Consider the following 16,743-nt stretch of genomic DNA (forward strand, 5'->3'; position numbering starts at 1 on the left):
CAAGACCCAAGAAGTTCGGTCTCGCCAAGGGCTGACCAGCCCGGGCTACCGACATGTGAAACGCGAGTGTACCGAGGCGAAAGCTCCCCTTTCGCGGTATCGGGAGTACCCGCGGACAAGTTCCGACCACGGGCGGAGGTCCGGGCGAGGTCACGGTGCTTATGCTGAGCGTGACAGCCCGTCACGTTTACCCCGGAGGCACCGTTGCCGAACACTCTCGAAGCCAGCATCGACATCGCCGCATCGCCGGAAAAAGTCTGGTCGGTGCTCGCCGACCTGCGCCGCATGCCCGAGCTCAGCCCGACGACGTTGAAGATGGTCGCGGTCGGTGGCGTCCGCGACGGCGCGTTCACCGTCAATGTCAACAAGGTCGGCTGGAAGATCTACCCGACCACCTCACGCATCGTGCGCTTCGAGCCGAACAAGGCGCTGGCGTTCCGGATGAACGAGAACCGCACGACCTGGGCCTACGAGCTCGAGCCGACCGCCACCGGCACTCGCGTCGTCGAGACGCGCACGGTCGACGTCAAGGGCTTGCCCGGCTGGCTGCGGGGAACCATCAAGGTCGCCATGGGCGGCGAGGAGAAGTTCGAGGCCGACCTGGTCTCGGGGATGCAGGAGACGCTGAGCAAGGTGAAGGTCGCCGCCGAGCGCTGACCTCGATCATCGTGTGAGCCCGCCGGATCCATCCGGCGGGCTCTTTTTTCTCACGGCAGGTTGTCGCGAATCTCGTCGAGCGCCACCGCGGCGCGCGTGAGCGACTCCTGGACCGCCGCGAGTTCGGCCGCGGTGAATCGCTCGGCGAGCGCGCGCTCCACCGCGATCGCGCGGGCGTCGGCGTCGTCCATCACCGCCCGCCCCTGCTCGGTCAGGCGGGTTTCCAGCACGTTCTTGTGCCACTCGTGCGGGGTGCGGTCGACCAGACCGCGGTCCTGCAGATTGGTCAGGACGGTGTTCATCGTCGGCGGGGTGACGCCGGCCAGCCGGGCCAATGCCGCCGCCGAGATGCCCGGATTCTCCGCGAGGTGCAGCAGCGCGCTGTACTGCGGGACGGTCAGCCCAGCCGGTTTCAGCGCGGCCGTCTTCGTCGCGATCAGGGCTTGCTCGGCGCGCTTGATATACGAGCCGAGCCGCTCGGCGGCGGACATGGACGTCATGCGTTGCATGGTATCCGCCCATCACATCATAATGCCCTTGACGATCATAACGACTCTAATTTACATTATTGTCTGTTGCTTGATGATTGGCATTACATCACTGAGAGGCTTTATCATGTGGAGAACCGTCGCCGTTGCCGCCGCGTGCCTGGCTATGACCGCGTGCGGAACCTCGCCCGCCACACCCACGCTGAGCACCGCCTATGAACTGCCCGGCGCTGCCGTATATCCCGAGGGCATCGGCCTGGACGCCCGCAACGGTGACACCTACGTCGGGTCGTTCGCGGACGGTGCGGTGTACCGAGCGGCCGCCGGCGCATCGCGCGCCGAGGTGTTCCTGCCCGCGGGCGCCGACGGCAGGAAGACGGCGAACGGCCTGAAGGTCGATCGGAGCGGTCGGCTGTGGGTGATCGATTCCGGTGTGGGCGTGAGTGTTTACGACACCGGGTCACGTGCGCTGCTCGCACGGTTCGACGTGCCCGGTGACGCACCGCGTTTCGTCAATGATCTGGATTTCGGCGCGGACGGGTCGGCCTATGTGACCGACAGCGTGCGAAACGTCGTCTACCAGGCGACTATCGGTGCCGGTAGTGCATTGACCGTCGCCTACGACCTGAGCACCGCGCTCGGGCCACGCGATCCGAAGGTGTTCGAGCTCAACGGAATTGTCGCCGACCCGGCCGGGAAGTATCTGATCGTCGTCGCCATGTCAGCGGCCCAGCTGTACCGCATCGACCTCACCGGCGGCCAGGACCCGATCCGAAGAATTGCGCTGAACGGCGGCGACGCACGCCACGGCGACGGGCTGGACCTGCGCGAGGACACCCTGTGGGTAGTGCACAACCTCGACAACACCATCAGCCGCTGGACGCTCACCGACAACGGCGCGACCGCCACTCGCACTGGCGAATTCCACGATCCGGCACTGAATGTTCCCACGACGATGGTGCATTCGGGTGAGCGGGCGCTGATCGTGTCATCGCAGTTCGACAAGGGTGGCCCGCTGGGTCAGGCGGGCACACCGGGGACGTTCGTGGTCTCGGCGGTCAGTGGGTTCTAGCGATGAATTCGCCGAGGACGGAGACGAATTCGTCCGGTTGCTCCACCTGGGGCGAGTGGCCCGCGTGTTCGACGAGGTGGGTGTCGGCGCCCGCGGCGGCGAAGCGGGCGAGGGTCGCGGCGCTGTCGTAGAGGTGGTCGTGGCGGCCGTGGATGGCGAGGACGGGCTGTTCCAGGGCTTGTACGCGGGTGTCGAGTGGTTGCGCGGCGAGGTCGTCGGCTCGAGCACCCACGGCGTAGGCGAGGCCGGTGGGGAGGGTGGCGCGGAAGTCGCGGACCAGCGCGTCGGCCAATCCTGGTGCCGAGTCGTAGCGGAAGCGGGGCGCGAAGGCCGATCGGCTCGCCAGCCGGATCACCGGTGCGGGTGTCCACCGTTGCGCCAGGCGCACCGCCCACGGGCGGACGACCCACTTCGCGGCGGCCGGGATCCTGGCAGCCCGGTAGTCCGGGGCTTGGCCGACGACCACCACGCGGGCGACGCGGTTCGACACGGCCGCGAGTTCCAAGACGATCTCGGCGCCGAACGAATGGCCCACCGCCGTCACGTCGGTGAGGTCGAGGTCGTTCATGAGCGCGACGAGTGGGGCGGTGCGGGCCGCGGCGCTGAAGTCGCCGTCGGCGCCGAGTTCGTGCGCATCGACCCGGATCACCCGGAACTCGCCGGTCATCCGCTCGGCGGCGGCTGCGAACCAATCGACCGAGCCCGGAATGCCGTGGATGCACACGATCGCAGGCGCGGTGGGTTCGCCCTCGTCCAGAAACAACACGTCAACCACCCTAATCGGCGCGGACGCGCAGGGTTTCCGGGAATTCGCGAACGGCGGTTCGAATAGGCTCTGCCCATGCCTACCGCCCTGCTGTACGGCCTCGGTACCGCGGTCCCGCTGCTGATCGGGGTCGCGGTGGGCCTGCGGTGGACGCTGCCGAAGGCCGTGCTCGCCGCGATGATGGCATTCGGTGCCGGAACGATGATCGCGGCGGTGTCGGAGGAGCTCTTCGCGCCCGCCTTCCGCCGCGACGGCGCACTGATCGCGGGCAGCGCGCTGTTCGCCGGTGCGGGGGTGTACGTGGTCGCCAACCACCTCATCGAGAACAAGCTCGGACCTGCCGCGATCGGCTGGGCATTGCTGCTGGGGACCGTGCTCGACGGCGTGCCGGAGAACCTCGCTCTGGGTGTATCCCTCAGCAGCGGAGGCGGATTCGTGTTGCTGGTGGCGATCGCCGCGGGCAATGTGCCCGAAGCGCTCAGCGGGGCGGTGCTGATGCGCGAGCAGCACGGGTTCGAGGCGGGCCGGACGTTCGCGCTGTGGGCGGTAACGGCCTCGGTGCTCGTCGCGGTGACCGTGCTGGGCAACGGATTCGCGGATTCGGTGTCGACGACGGCGATCAGCGCGGTCCAGGCCTTCGCCGGCGGCGCGACGATCGCGGTGCTTGCCGACTCGCTCATTCCCGAGGCCTACCGCGAAGGCGGCTGGTGGGTCGGGATGGCCACCGCGGCAGGCTTCTTCGTCGCTTTCGCCATCGGCTGAACCATTCCGCCCGGTCGCGGCCAGAATTTCCGAACCATCCCGGTGGCAATATTCCGCCGGTTCGCATACGCTTCGCCGCGGATGAATACGCCTCGGGAGGGACGAGTGATCACTCCGAACAGGCCGGAGGACGTAGCCGATACTCGGCACGCGGTGCCGTTGACCCAACTGATACACCTGATGGCGGAGTATCAGCACCTCGGCGCGCACCGTGACACCTTTCTCGCCACCCCCGCCGACGACACCTTCGTGCGCGGCTGCGGCATCGTGGCGGGCTGTATCGCCACCATCGGCGTCATCGTCGCCGCTGTCGGCGCATGGCAAGGCGGTGTGGCACTACTGACGATCGCTGCCGCGCCCGTGCTCCTCGCACTCCGCCGCGGCGTGATCAACCGGCAGAACCGCGCCGCCCGCATCGACCTGTTCGACCACGGCGTCACCGTCTACCGATCGGGCCAGCGTGTGGCCGGATTCCGGTGGGACAGTACCGAAGTGCGTCAGCACTCGATCCCCTTCCACGACACCACGCCGGTCACCTACCTGCTGGAACTGTCGGGCCCCGGCGGTGTCGAGGCGACCATCGACGAAGAGGGTTTCGCCCGCGCCCGCGAATGGGCCCGCGCCATCCAATCCGCTGTCACCGCAACCCAACTCCCCGCCGCGGTTGCCGCCATCGACAACGGCGAAACCGTCCCCTTCGGCGACCTCTCCCTCTCCCTCGACGCCCTCACCTTCCGCGGCGAAGCCCTGCCCTGGGAAGACATCCAGCTCATCGACGCCCGCAGCGGCCACATCCGCATCAAACTCTCCGGCATGTGGATGTCGCTGGCCCCTGTGAGCACCATCCCCAACTTCTACATCTTCAACGAACTGGCCGAGCGCCTGCGATTGACCCCGGTCGGCTGAGCGCGCGTAGGCCGACCTATTCGCTCGGGTAGGCCTTCTTGGCCAAGTCGCGTATGGCAGAACAACTTATCCACAACATCACCGCACCGATGATGACCCGCACCGAGTCCAGGACATTGTTGATCATCTTCACGTCCGCGTAGTTGGCGTAGCCGGACTTCGGCATCCCGCACGCGTTATCGCCTGGGGCCATGTCATAGCTGGTGAAATCCAGGACGAGGGGGCTCCAGTCGTGACAGGTGACCGTATCGTCGGCCAGATCGAGCAGACCCGACAGGATCGGCCAGCCGCAAATTATCCCCATCAGTACACAGAACAACCAGTACTTGCGGACCGTGTGGACGATCGCCATGTTCACTCCCCTAGTTCATGCCGAAGGCCGGCCCACCGAGTGGTGGACCGGCCTTCGTGACTTGCGTTGGGCTAGCTGATCAAGAGATCAGAAGTCCATGCCGCCCATGCCGCCGGTGGGGTCGCCCGCGGGGGCGGCCTTCTCCGGCTTGTCGGCGACGACTGCCTCGGTGGTGAGGAAGAGCGCGGCGATGGAGGCCGCGTTCTGCAGGGCCGAGCGGGTGACCTTGACCGGGTCGGCAACGCCGGCGGCCAGCAGGTTCTCGTAGACACCGGAGTCGGCGTTCAGGCCTTCGCCCTCGGGGAGGTTGGAGACCTTCTCGGCCACGACGCCGGGCTCGAGGCCCGCGTTGAAGGCGATCTGCTTGAGCGGAGCCGACAGCGCGACGCGCACGATGTTGACACCGGTCGCCTCGTCAGCGGTCAGGCCTTCGAAGCCGTCGAGCGCGGGGGCGGCCTGCAGCAGCGCGACGCCACCACCGGCAACGATGCCCTCTTCGACGGCGGCCTTGGCGTTGCGCACGGCATCTTCGATGCGGTGCTTGCGCTCCTTGAGCTCGACCTCGGTAGCGGCACCGGCCTTGATCACCGCGACGCCGCCGGCCAGCTTGGCCAGACGTTCCTGCAGCTTCTCACGGTCGTAGTCCGAGTCCGAACCCTCGATCTCGGCGCGGATCTGCGCCACGCGGCCCTTGATGGCCTCCGCGTCGCCCGCACCCTCGACGATGGTGGTCTCGTCCTTGGTGATGACGACCTTGCGCGCGGTGCCGAGCAGCTCGATACCGGCGGTCTCCAGGGAGAGGCCGACCTCTTCGCTGATGACCTCGCCACCGGTGAGGATGGCGATATCGGCCAGCTGGGCCTTGCGACGGTCACCGAAGCCGGGCGCCTTGACGGCGACGGACTTGAAGGTGCCACGGATCTTGTTCACGACCAGGGTCGAGAGGGCTTCGCCCTCGACGTCCTCGGCAATGATCAGCAGCGGCTTGCCGGCCTGGATGACCTTCTCCAGCAGCGGCAGCAGGTCCTTGACGGTCGAGATCTTCGACGACACCAGCAGGATGTACGGGTCCTCGAGGACCGCTTCCTGACGCTCGGGGTCGGTGACGAAGTAACCGGAGATGTAGCCCTTGTCGAAGCGCATACCCTCGGTCAGCTCCAGCTGGAGCCCGAAGGTGTTGCTCTCCTCGACGGTGATGACACCTTCCTTGCCGACCTTGTCCATCGCCTCGGCGATGAGCTGGCCGATGGCCGAGTCGCCCGCGGAGATACCAGCGGTAGCAGCGATCTGCTCCTTGGTGTCGATCTCCTTGGCGGTGTCGAGCAGCTTGGCGGTGACGGCCTCGACGGCCTTCTCGATGCCACGCTTCAGGCCGAGCGGGTTCGCGCCGGCCGCGACGTTGCGCAGACCTTCACGCACGAGCGCCTGGGCGAGCACGGTAGCGGTGGTCGTACCGTCGCCGGCGACGTCATCCGTCTTCTTGGCGACTTCCTTGACCAGCTCGGCGCCGATCTTCTCGTACGGGTCCTCGAGGTCGATCTCCTTGGCGATGGAAACACCATCGTTGGTGATCGTGGGGGCGCCCCACTTCTTCTCGAGCACGACGTTGCGACCCTTCGGGCCCAGCGTCACCTTGACAGCGTCGGCGAGGGCGTTCAGACCCCGCTCGAGACCGCGACGGGCCTCTTCGTCGTACGCAATTGTCTTGGCCATTGCGTTGAGATCCTCCACATGTCTATGGCTGACACACGAGACGACCACAGGTTGGATCGCCCCAAAGTTACGCTGGCCAGGTGCGGTGCCCGCGACGGACGACCGAGGGTGTCGATGGAACCCGATCTCACCACCCCGACCTGGCACTCAACAGTCACGAGTGCCAAAGCCATTTTTAGCACTCGGGTGACGAGAGTGCAAGGTCGCGCCCGGGCGCGAAGGACACACCGGGCGCGACCGCCCGCTCAGGCCTCGTCCTGCGCCGAAGCCAGGAACTGATTCAGCAGCTCGACGAGCTCGGCCTCGACGACGGCCTTGTCAAGGCCCACACCGCTGAGTACGCCCGCGCCGTTCTCCTGTTCCAGCAGAGCCAGCAGGATGTGTTCGGTGCCGACGTAGTTATGGCCCAGTCGCAGCGCCTCGCGAAAGGTGAGTTCGAGAACCTTCTTCGTGTCACCGTCGAACGGGATGAGGGCAGGCACGTCACCCTCGGCGGCGGGCAGCGAGGCGGTCGCGGCATCGCGCACCGCGTCCAGCGCGACGCCCCTGGCGACGATCTCCCTAGCGGCCAACCCCTCGGACTGACCGATCAGGCCGAGGATCAGATGCCCGAGCGCGATCTGACCGCTGCCCGAGGCGCGGGCCGCTTCTTGGGCGCCGACGACTACCTGCCGGGCCCGATCGGTGAACTTGGCGAAGCCTGCCTGCGGGTCCATGGCGGCCGTGTCGCTCGGCCCCTTCGGCACGAATCGTTTCTGGACGGCCTGTTTGCTGACACCCATGCTGGAGCCGATGTCGGTCCAGGAGGCGCCGGAACGGCGGGCCTGGTCGACGAAGTGGCCGATCAGGTGGTCGGCCGTCTCACCGAGGTGATTGGCGGCGACCACGGCGTCGGAGAGCTGGTCGAGGACGTTGTCGGGGCGGGCCTTCTTGATGCCGTCGATGAGGTCGTCGAGGCGGAAGTTCGGAGTGCTCATGCGTCAACTGTAGGTTGACGATGTGGGATCGTCAACGGTTGGTTGACGGCAAATTCCTGGCACAGTGGCGTCATGGGGAGAATCCGGCGCTGGGCGCCGCGCATTGTGGGGATTGTCGTGACTTTGGCGTGCCTGGTCGGCGCCGGACGGCTGCTGTGGCCGCAGCCGGGACTCGACGAGCAGCCTGGGGCGACCGAGCGGCAGCTGGCATTCGTGCGTGCCACGCTCGACGAAGGCTCGGATACGGCCGCGCAAGAACTGTTTCCGGAGGGATACGTCTTTTCGAACGTGCTCTACGGTCTCGCCTGGGTGCAGGCCGCGCACACCGATTCGGCACTGCGCGATGACGCGCTGCGGGAAGCACGCTGGGCGCTGGCACGAGTGGAGTCCGACGAGGGTCGCGCGGTTTTCAGCCCTCGGTTGCAGCCCGCGTACGGGGTGTTCTGGGCGGGGTGGACCAACTGGTTGCGCGGAGCGATCTTGTCGCTCGATCACTCCGATACCGCGGCGGTGCACCAGTTCTCCGCGTCCAGCGCCGAGATCGCGCAGGCATTCTCGACGGCTGACACACCCTTTCTCCAGGCCTATCAGGGTCAAGCCTGGCCGGTCGATTCGACTGTCGCGATGGCTTCACTTCGCCTGCACGACAAGTTGTTCGGCGCGAAGTACACCGCGGTGATCGATCGGTGGCTGGAGCAGGCGAAGACCCGACTCGATCCCGCGACCGGCCTACTGCCGCATCAGGTTTCATCGGCCGACGGATCGATGATGACCGGTGCGCGAGCCACCTCGCAGACAGCGATACATCGGTTCCTGCCCGAGATCGACCCAGCGTTCGCGAAGAACCAATACTCGCTCTACCGCGAGCAATTCGTCGCTTACCCAGGCGGTTTCGGGCCTGCCCTTCGTGAATACCCGAAGGGGGTCGAAGGCAGTGGCGATGTCGACTCGGGACCACTGATCGCCGGTATCAGCCTGTCCGCCACGGTTGTCGCCCAAGGTGCCGCCCGCGTGAACGGTGATCGCGATTTGGCGGCCGCGATCGGCGCCGAAGGCGAACTGCTCGGGCTACCGGTCAGCCTGCCCGGCTCCAAGCGGTATGCCTTCGGGCTGATGCCGATCGGGGACGCGTTCGTGGCGTGGTCGTCGACGGCCCGGATACTGATCGAGCCGACGACGGCGTTCGAACAGGATGTGCGCTGGTGGTGGCGGCTTCCGTGGCTGGGCATGCTCATCCTGATCGCGATCGCACCCTGGGCATGGACGTTGGCCGGCCTTGCTCGACACCGGTGGCGTGAAACCATCACCGACTGACGCCGAACGGATCGCCGCCAACCCGGCGTAATCGTGCAATACGCGGCCCGCCAGTCAGCATTCTGATTATTCGAGGCCCGATTGCACGATTACGCCAGTCCGATCGGACTATCGCAGACCGACCGTGAAGGCGGTCCCGCGCACGATCAGCTCCTTCATCACCACCCCGATTCGGCCCTTGAACACGGTATTCGTCGGAGTGTCGTCCGCCTTGACGAGCTGGAGCACCGCGTCGTTGCGGCCGAGGCTGATGCACTGCGCGACGTAGCGGCCGTTCATCGGCTCGGGTTCGCGACCACGCGCCCGCGCTGTGATCGCGCCGACCACGTATTGGCCGGCGGGAATCGCTGTCGCACAAGCCATCCGCAGCGGGCGGCCGTCCACACCCGCCATCAGCGCGGCGTCGCCGACGGCGTAGATGTCGGGGTGCGACACCGAGCGCAGCGTGTCGTCGGTGCGGATGCGTCCGTCGGCGGCGACCTCGAGGCCCGCCCGGCGAGCCAGATCGGGGACGGTGAACCCGGTGGTCCAGACGGTGGTGGCGGCGGGCACCAGGGTGCCGTCGGCGAGCCGGACAGCGTCGGGCAGCACCTCGACAACCTTGACGCCGGACAGGATCTCGACGCCGAGACGGGTGAGCGCGGCCCGGATCGCCTGATGCGCGCGCGGCGAGAGCCAGGCGCCGGGATCTTCGGTACCGAGCAGGCTGATCCGCGAATCCGGGTGCGACTCAGCGAGTTCGGTGGCCAGTTCGATGCCGGTCGGGCCCGATCCGACGATGACGATCTGGCCCGACAGCTCCGTCACGTCTTCGGCGATGGCGACGAACGTCGCGTGCTCGGCCGCACCGGGCACGGCGTTGCGGTCGGCCTGGCTGCCGAGCGCGTAGACGAGGGTGTCGTAGTGCAGCGTCCACTCACCGTCGATGGCGACGATCTTGCGGTCCGGGTCCAGATCGGTTGCCCGCGCCTGGATGAACTCGATGCCCTTGCGTTCCAGCGACTTCCGCAGGTCGAGCCGCTTGACCGGCTGGCCCGCGGCGGCCTGGTGCAGACGCACCCGCTGCACGAATTCGGCGCGGCCGTCCACGACGGTGATCTGGGTGTCGCGAGTCTTCTTCGCGAGGGCGCGGGCCGCGGTGAGTCCCGCGTACCCGGCGCCGAGGACGACGATCCGATGCTGACCGGTCATGATCTGGCTCCTTCTCCCGAAATGCCGACGCACACCAGACCGATCAGCAGCCGAGTTCCTGACAGGTTCTCGACGTGATCTGGCTCACACCGTTACCGCACTCAATTTGATCGGGTTCACGACCGTGCGAACCGCCGCGATCGAACCCGCTTCGTCGAAGTCGAAGACGAGCACGCCGGCCGGGACCTCGTCCTGGAACATGACCAGACCCACGTCGCCGTTGATCTCGGCGAATTCGAACCGCGACGTCGGAGTCAGGAAGCGTCGCAGGTTGGACAGGTAGCGCGCGACCACATCGCCGCCGACCACCGGGATCTTGGCCGCGACAACCTTGCCGCCACCGTCGGCGACCGACACCACGTCGTCGGCGAGTAGTTCGCGCAGACCGCCCACATCGCCGGTCGCGGCCGCCTGCAGGAACTTCTCGATCATCGTGCGCGCGTGCTCGGCCGACACCACATAGCGCTGTTTGCCGGTGCGCACCCGCTGACCGGCCCGATGGAAGACCTGCTGGGTGTTGGCCTCGGTGAGATCGAGCATCTGCGCGATCTCGGCATGCGGATAGCCGAAGGCCTCGCGCAGCACGAACACCGCGCGCTCGATCGGGCTGAGCCGTTCCATCGCGGTGAGCACGGCCAGGGAGACCGACTCGCGTTCCTCGACGGTCCCCAGCGGACCGAGCGCACCGGCACCGGTCGGCACCGGCTCCGGCAGCCACTGACCGACATAGGTTTCGCGCCGGGCACGGGCCGAAACGAGCTGAGTACGACACAGATTCACGGTGACGGTCGTCAGCCACGCTTCGGGATTGGCGATCTCCCCGCGGTCGGCCAGCGCCCACCGCAGATAGATCTCCTGCACAACGTCCTCGGCCTCGCTCGCCGCACCGAACATGCGATATGCCAGTGAGAACAGCCGCGGGCGATGCTCCATGAACTCCGCGACACCGTCGGATTCCACCTGTTGCCCCCTTAGCCCACTGATCTAGTGCCGCAACGGTACCGCCGCACTCCCCGCCGATCACCACGATGTGGGCGCCGTCTCGCGCGGGCGGCAGAACCTAGTCGTCGTTGCGCGGACGACGCAGACGCAACCGCGCCGACCCGCGAATAGCCGGTCGGCGAATCGCGGGCATCCGCCGCTGCGCCCGCCGCTGCGCACGACGCTCAGCAGGCTTGTGCTGCCAGGTCTCGGGCCGGGCAGCCACCCAGCGGGCCGAACGCCAGGCGAACGGGATGTGTGCCAGGTACAGCGCGACCAAGATCAGCAGCAGCACGATCGGGTAGGTCACCAGCAGCGCGGCAGCCAACGCGGTCAGGACCAGCAGACCCGCTGCGGCCTGGGGAGCGACGGAGACGGACTTCATCGCCAGGGTCGGAATCGTGCTCACGCACAGCAGTGCGGCGAAGACCGTCCAGGCCGCGACGAAGGCGAAACCGTCCCACCAGCCGTCGCCGAACTGCACCTTCAACGCGATCGGCACCAGCGCGATCAACGCACCGGCGGGCGCGGGCACACCGACGAAGTACTCACGCGCCCAATTCGGGCGGGAATCGTCGTCGAGCAGGGTGTTGAAGCGGGCCAGGCGCAAGACCAGGCTCACCGCGAACAGCAGCGCGACGATCCAGCCCGCGCTGTAGCCGTCGAGCAGGGTCACGTAGATGACCAGCGCGGGCGCGACACCGAAGGAGATGGCGTCCGACAGCGAATCGAGTTCGGCGCCCATCTTCGACGTGGCGTCGAGCATGCGCGCGAGCCGACCGTCGAGGGTGTCGAGCACGGCGGCCGCGCCGACCATCGCCAACGAGATAGCGAGCTCGCCGTCGAGCCCGAACTTCACCGCCGACAGGCCCGCACACAGCGCGAGGATGGTGACGACGCTCGGCAGCAGCCGTACCGAGCGAGGACGCTTACGAGCCTGTTCGATCATCCCAGCACAGCCAGGACGGTCTCTGCCCCGATCGTGCGCTGCCCGGGGGCGACCAGCAGTTCGGTGCCGACCGGGAAGTACGTGTCGACGCGAGACCCGAACCGAATCAGGCCGTAGGTGTCACCGATGGTGAGCAGGTCACCGACGCGGGCATCGCAGACGATGCGGCGGGCCAGCAGACCGGCGATCTGAACCACGACGATCTGCTTACCGTCGGCGGTGTCGATGACCATGCTGTTGCGTTCGTTGGCATCGGAGGCCTCGGGCAGATCGGCCGAGAGGAACTTGCCCGGCTGATGGTGCACCTCGCGCACGGTTCCGGACACCGGAACGCGCTGCACATGCACATCGAGCACCGACAGGAAGATGCTCACGCGCGGCAACGGCTGATCGCCGAGTCCGAGCTCGACGGGCGGCACCGCGGTGTCGACCAGCGCCACTTCACCGTCGGCGGGCGCGACCACGATGCCCGGCCGGTTCGGCGGCACGCGATGCGGGTGCCGGAAGAAGGCCGCGCAGGCGGCGGCAGCGGTCAGACCGGCTCGACGCACCCATTTATTGCGTCCGCCGACGACCGCCACCGCCAAGGGCACCGCGACAAACGGCAGTCCGGCGGGATGAAGCGGGGGTACAGCGGCCCGAACCAGGTCGACGACATGGCCGACGGCAGTGGTATCGGGCGTGCCGGACGGGGTGGGGCGGCGTGCCACGGGCTCCCTCTTTCGTGTGATGACTACAAGCGATCACACCTTACGGGAAGCCCGGGGCAAGCACCCGTGGTCAGTGGACCGATTTACGCCCGGTGAACAGCTTCACCAGGTACAACAGCACGCAGGCGCCGACCAGACAGGTGATGAAGCTGAAAATCCAGCCCGCGCCTTCGACATCGACTCCGAACAGGCTCAACAGGAAACCGCCGAGCAGACCGCCGATGACCCCGACCACGATGTTGAGCAGGATGCCCTGCTGTGCGTCGGTCTTCATGAACTTGCTCGCGAGCCAACCGGCGAGACCGCCGATGATGATCCAACTGATGATGCCGAGTCCGAGCATGATGTCCTCGATCCCTCGATGGGTCGGCGAGCAATCGCCGTGCAACCAAGATACCCCCGGCCCTCTTGTGACAATCGACACTCGGATCACAATCTGACGCGCTAATATGAGGAAGCCTCATGTCTGAGCGTTCACATGGTATCCACGCGCGGGCCACGGGCGATGAGGGACAGATTTCGATGCTTCGGGTACACCCAGCGGTGCTGCCGCCGGTTGACAGGTACATAGGAGACACACAATGGCTGCTCGAATCGCCCAGACGACGGGTGCTGAGCACACCGCGATCCTCGGATTGGGTGTCTACCGCCCAGCCCGGGTGGTCACCAACGACGAGGTCGCGGGACCGATCGACTCCAGCGACGAGTGGATCCGCACCCGATCGGGCATCAAGACCAGGCGCTTCGCCTCGGCCTCCGAAACCATCCAATCCATGAGTGTCGCCGCCGCACGCGACGCGATCGCCGCCGCGGGCGTGCAGGTCGAGCAGATCGACTGCGTCATCGTGGCGACGTCGACGAATCTGGTGCTCACTCCCTCCGTGGGCCCGCGCATCGCCACCGACCTCGGCATGACCGGCGCGGCCGCCTTCGACATCGCGGCGGGCTGCGCCGGGTTCTGTCACGCGGTCGGGATGGCATCGGACCTGGTCCGCGCGGGCACCTCGAACCACGTGCTGGTGGTCGGCGTCGAGAAACTCACCGAGACCATCGATTTCACCGACCGGTCGACGGCGTTCCTGTTCGCCGACGGCGCGGGCGCGGTGGTGATCGGCCCATCGGCCGAGCAGGGCATCGGACCGACCGCCTGGGGTTCGGACGGCACCCAGCACCACGCCATCCGCCAGTCGAAGGACTGGGCGGAGTTCTTCGCCGAGATCGAGGAGAAGGGCACCGACGCGGTACGCCCGTACCTCACGATGGAGGGCACCGCGGTGTTCCGCTGGGCCGCGCACTCGCTGGAGAAGGTCTGCCGCGAGGCGATCGACCGCGCGGGCCTGACCACCGGCGACCTCGACGCGATGATCCCGCACCAGGCCAACGGCCGGATCATCGAGATCATGGCCAGGGTGCTCGAGCTACCGGAGCACTGCGCGCTGGCCAACGACATCGAGGATTCCGGCAACACCTCGGCAGCATCGGTCCCCCTCGCGATGGAGGCGCTGCTGCGCAAGGGCGAATCGAAGCCGGGCGACACGGCACTGCTGATCGCCTTCGGTGCCGGGCTGTCCTATGCGGCACAGATTGTCACCATGCCCGCCTGGAAATAGCTGATCAGCAATTCTCGCGAAACCGGGGTGGCCTGCGTCGAAGCAGGCCGCCGACCGGTTGGCTCGCCGTGTCCACCTTGTCCCACTTGCACCAACTCGGACATGCTGGCAAACTTTTCGCTACCGATGTTTGCTGATCTACGAAGCTCAGCCTCCGCGTTCCCGTCGTCAAACCCGAGGTGATCGGCCGTGAAACTGCGCTCATTCCTGCCACGCAGGCACATCAACGAGGTTCCGCTCTTGCCGGGACCGGACGACGCCTTCGCCCTCCCCAGTGCGCTCGTGCCGCGCGGCACGCGTCTCAAACGCGAGGAACGCCTCGAACGTTTGCTTACTCCTAGTGAGCTCGACTTGGTGCTGCACCACCAGCTGTGAGCCTTCGGTCGAGATCGCCTGGTCTCCGATCTTCGGTAGAGACACATCGCGGCTACCCGCTCGGGGTTGTCTGGTGGCTGTATTTTTGGAGCGCTGGCGCGCTCGAGCGGGCCCCTGGGGGGCCCTGATCTTCCCTCCCTCCGGGTACTCCTTCGTCGCACCCTCCGGTCAGTCCAGATCAGGGCGGGGCCCTTTGGGTAGAGACTTACGGGGGTTACCTGGCCCGTGGAAGGGGGATACTCGACTCCGTGAGCACTCCCTCGGTAACCAAACCGGCCATTCTGAGCGTTGACGATGATCCCGGCGTGTCGCGGGCCGTGGTGCGCGATCTGCGTCGGCGCTACGGCGCCGATTACCGGATTCTGCGGGCCGAATCGGGGCAGCAGGCGCTGGAAGCGCTGCGGGAGATGAAACTGCGCGGGCAGCCTGTGGCGGTGCTGATCGCCGATTACCGGATGCCCGGCATGGACGGGATCGAATTCCTCGAACAGGCGATGGACCTGCACCCGTATGCGCGCCGGGTGCTGCTCACCGCCTACGCCGACACCGATGCCGCGATCGACGCGATCAATGTCATCGATCTCGACCACTATCTGCTCAAGCCGTGGGATCCGCCGGAGGAGAAGCTGTACCCGGTGATCGACGGGTTGCTCGAGGTGTGGCGCAGTGCCGAGCAGCGGCCGGTGTACGAGACCAAGGTCGTGGGCGATCGATGGTCGCCGCGGTCTTCGCAGGTGCGAGAGTTCTTGGCGCGCAATCAGTTGCCGTATCGGTGGTACCCGGTCGACGAGCCGGAGGGCACCCGGTTGCTCGAGGCGGCAGGCGCGGATCCGCTGACCTGTCCGGTGGTGATCACGGCCGCAGGTACCGCGCTGATCCAGCCGACCGACAGCGAGCTCGCCGAGAACGTCGGGCTCGCCGTCGAACCCAGCGGGGACTTCTACGATCTGATCGTGGTGGGCGGCGGGCCCGCCGGGCTCGGCGCGGCGGTGTACGGCGCGTCGGAGGGGTTGCGCACGGTGCTGGTGGAACGCACGGCCACCGGCGGGCAGGCGGGGCAGAGCTCGCGGATCGAGAACTATCTCGGATTTCCCGACGGGGTGTCGGGGTCGCAGCTGGCGGATCGGGCCCGGCGGCAGGCGGCGAAGTTCGGCGCGGAGATCATCACCACTCGCGATGTGGTCGCGCTCGAGGTCAACGGTTCGGCGCGCACGGTGCGGTTCGCCGATGGCGGAAAGCTGTGCGCACATACGGTTCTGATCGCCACGGGCGTGGACTATCGACGTCATCCGGCGCCGGGTGTGGACGAATTCACCGGGCGCGGTGTGTATTACGGCTCGGCGATGACCGAGGCGGCCGAGTGCGCCGAGCAGGAGGTCTACATCGTCGGCGGGGCCAATTCGGCCGGGCAGGCCGCGGTGTTCCTGTCCCGCAATGCCCGTCGCGTGCACCTGGTTGTCCGGGGCGACTCGCTGGATCGGTCGATGTCGCACTATCTCGTCCAGCAGATCGCGGAGATCCCGAACATCGTGGTACACACCGAGACCGAGGTGGTCGGCGTGGACGGCGACACGCACCTGGAACGGATCATCCTGCGCGACAACAGCACCGGCACCGAAGACAAGGTCGACGCGCAACGACTGTTCCTGTTCATCGGCGCCGCACCGCAGACCGGCTGGCTCGACGGCGTCGTCACCCGCGACGCCGCCGGATACGTGCTGGCCGGACCCGATCTGATGGTCGACGGCGCGCGACCACCCGGCTGGGAACTGCCGCGCCCACCGCAGCATCTGGAGACCAGCGTGCCGGGTGTGTTCGTCGCGGGCGATGTGCACGCCGAATCCGCCAAGCGGGTCGCCTCGGCGGTCGGCGAGGGCGCGATGGCGGTCATGCTCGTCCACCGGTATCTGGCCTAGGCCC

General features: G+C 67.0%; 18 protein-coding genes. 8 read left to right on the forward strand and 10 right to left on the reverse strand.

The genetic code is table 11. From position 1 onward, the window contains the following. The first annotated feature begins 204 nt into the window (after positions 1-204). Positions 205-657: an SRPBCC family protein gene (locus ACFWO8_RS04620; RefSeq protein ID WP_378941939.1), complete on the forward strand. Its 453-nt coding sequence runs from the start codon at positions 205-207 to the stop codon at positions 655-657. A 50-nt stretch (positions 658-707) separates the two neighbouring features. Here ACFWO8_RS04620 and ACFWO8_RS04625 read toward each other — a convergent pair whose 3' ends face one another. After that, positions 708-1,157, reverse strand: a complete 450-nt coding sequence (locus ACFWO8_RS04625; protein ID WP_378941949.1) for a MarR family winged helix-turn-helix transcriptional regulator — start codon at positions 1,155-1,157, stop codon at positions 708-710. Positions 1,158-1,272: 115 nt separating this feature from the next. Between ACFWO8_RS04625 and ACFWO8_RS04630 the strand changes: the two genes are divergently transcribed. Beyond that, positions 1,273-2,217, forward strand: a complete 945-nt coding sequence (locus ACFWO8_RS04630; RefSeq protein ID WP_378941958.1) for an SMP-30/gluconolactonase/LRE family protein — start codon at positions 1,273-1,275, stop codon at positions 2,215-2,217. Here the strand turns inward: ACFWO8_RS04630 and ACFWO8_RS04635 are convergent. Further along, positions 2,204-2,983, reverse strand: a complete 780-nt coding sequence (locus ACFWO8_RS04635; protein ID WP_378941963.1) for an alpha/beta fold hydrolase — start codon at positions 2,981-2,983, stop codon at positions 2,204-2,206. The two genes, ACFWO8_RS04630 and ACFWO8_RS04635, sit on opposite strands and share 14 nt — an antisense overlap. A gap of 75 nt (positions 2,984-3,058) precedes the next feature. Here ACFWO8_RS04635 and ACFWO8_RS04640 point away from each other — a divergent pair, with 75 nt between their 5' ends. Both ACFWO8_RS04640 and ACFWO8_RS04645 read left to right on the forward strand, forming a co-directional pair. Next, positions 3,059-3,745, forward strand: a complete 687-nt coding sequence (locus ACFWO8_RS04640) for a ZIP family metal transporter (RefSeq protein WP_378941970.1) — start codon at positions 3,059-3,061, stop codon at positions 3,743-3,745. A gap of 105 nt (positions 3,746-3,850) precedes the next feature. After that, entirely contained in the window at positions 3,851-4,651 is an 801-nt protein-coding gene (locus ACFWO8_RS04645; protein WP_378941976.1) for a DUF6585 family protein, read from the forward strand. Positions 4,652-4,667: 16 nt separating this feature from the next. Here ACFWO8_RS04645 and ACFWO8_RS04650 read toward each other — a convergent pair whose 3' ends face one another. From ACFWO8_RS04650 to ACFWO8_RS04660, 3 genes are all read right to left on the reverse strand, one after another. Beyond that, positions 4,668-5,003: a hypothetical protein gene (locus ACFWO8_RS04650; RefSeq protein WP_378941983.1), complete on the reverse strand. Its 336-nt coding sequence runs from the start codon at positions 5,001-5,003 to the stop codon at positions 4,668-4,670. Positions 5,004-5,090: 87 nt separating this feature from the next. Then, positions 5,091-6,716, reverse strand: coding sequence for a chaperonin GroEL (groL, locus tag ACFWO8_RS04655; RefSeq protein WP_378941994.1), 1,626 nt, complete (start codon positions 6,714-6,716; stop codon positions 5,091-5,093). Between the two features lie 245 nt (positions 6,717-6,961). After that, complete coding sequence (locus ACFWO8_RS04660) at positions 6,962-7,693, reverse strand: Clp protease N-terminal domain-containing protein (protein WP_378942055.1); 732 nt, start codon at positions 7,691-7,693, stop codon at positions 6,962-6,964. A gap of 72 nt (positions 7,694-7,765) precedes the next feature. Between ACFWO8_RS04660 and ACFWO8_RS04665 the strand changes: the two genes are divergently transcribed. Continuing rightward, the gene (locus tag ACFWO8_RS04665) at positions 7,766-9,007 is read left to right on the forward strand and encodes a hypothetical protein (RefSeq protein ID WP_378942063.1); all 1,242 of its coding nucleotides are present in this window, start codon (positions 7,766-7,768) and stop codon (positions 9,005-9,007) included. 108 nt (positions 9,008-9,115) lie between these two features. On the opposite strand, the gene ACFWO8_RS04670 is transcribed toward ACFWO8_RS04665, so the two are convergent. The 5 genes from ACFWO8_RS04670 to ACFWO8_RS04690 all read right to left on the reverse strand — a co-directional run bounded on the left by ACFWO8_RS04670 (position 9,116) and on the right by ACFWO8_RS04690 (position 13,181). Continuing rightward, a complete protein-coding gene (locus ACFWO8_RS04670) occupies positions 9,116-10,198 on the reverse strand; it encodes an NAD(P)/FAD-dependent oxidoreductase (protein WP_378942069.1) in 1,083 nt (360 codons plus the stop codon). Between the two features lie 84 nt (positions 10,199-10,282). Further along, positions 10,283-11,158, reverse strand: a complete 876-nt coding sequence (locus tag ACFWO8_RS04675) for an RNA polymerase sigma-70 factor (protein ID WP_378942075.1) — start codon at positions 11,156-11,158, stop codon at positions 10,283-10,285. A 100-nt stretch (positions 11,159-11,258) separates the two neighbouring features. After that, positions 11,259-12,128, reverse strand: coding sequence for a CDP-alcohol phosphatidyltransferase family protein (locus tag ACFWO8_RS04680; protein WP_378942080.1), 870 nt, complete (start codon positions 12,126-12,128; stop codon positions 11,259-11,261). Then, positions 12,125-12,838 (reverse strand): phosphatidylserine decarboxylase, encoded by a 714-nt coding sequence (locus ACFWO8_RS04685; RefSeq protein ID WP_378942085.1) that lies wholly within the window; start codon positions 12,836-12,838, stop codon positions 12,125-12,127. The genes ACFWO8_RS04680 and ACFWO8_RS04685 overlap by 4 nt, the downstream gene beginning before the upstream one ends. A gap of 70 nt (positions 12,839-12,908) precedes the next feature. Beyond that, positions 12,909-13,181 (reverse strand): GlsB/YeaQ/YmgE family stress response membrane protein, encoded by a 273-nt coding sequence (locus ACFWO8_RS04690; RefSeq protein WP_378942091.1) that lies wholly within the window; start codon positions 13,179-13,181, stop codon positions 12,909-12,911. Positions 13,182-13,419: 238 nt separating this feature from the next. On the opposite strand from ACFWO8_RS04690, the gene ACFWO8_RS04695 reads away from it, so the two are divergent. The 3 genes from ACFWO8_RS04695 (at position 13,420) to ACFWO8_RS04705 (ending at position 16,739) form a co-directional block, all read left to right on the forward strand. Beyond that, complete coding sequence (locus ACFWO8_RS04695; RefSeq protein WP_378942100.1) at positions 13,420-14,448, forward strand: beta-ketoacyl-ACP synthase III; 1,029 nt, start codon at positions 13,420-13,422, stop codon at positions 14,446-14,448. A gap of 189 nt (positions 14,449-14,637) precedes the next feature. Further along, the gene (locus tag ACFWO8_RS04700) at positions 14,638-14,823 is read left to right on the forward strand and encodes a hypothetical protein (protein ID WP_378942107.1); all 186 of its coding nucleotides are present in this window, start codon (positions 14,638-14,640) and stop codon (positions 14,821-14,823) included. 248 nt (positions 14,824-15,071) lie between these two features. After that, positions 15,072-16,739 (forward strand): FAD-dependent oxidoreductase, encoded by a 1,668-nt coding sequence (locus tag ACFWO8_RS04705; protein WP_378942111.1) that lies wholly within the window; start codon positions 15,072-15,074, stop codon positions 16,737-16,739. Positions 16,740-16,743 lie beyond the last annotated feature (4 nt).

It is taken from the genome of Nocardia sp. NPDC058480 (assembly GCF_042720495.1).
Classification (GTDB): Bacteria; Actinomycetota; Actinomycetes; order Mycobacteriales; family Mycobacteriaceae; genus Nocardia.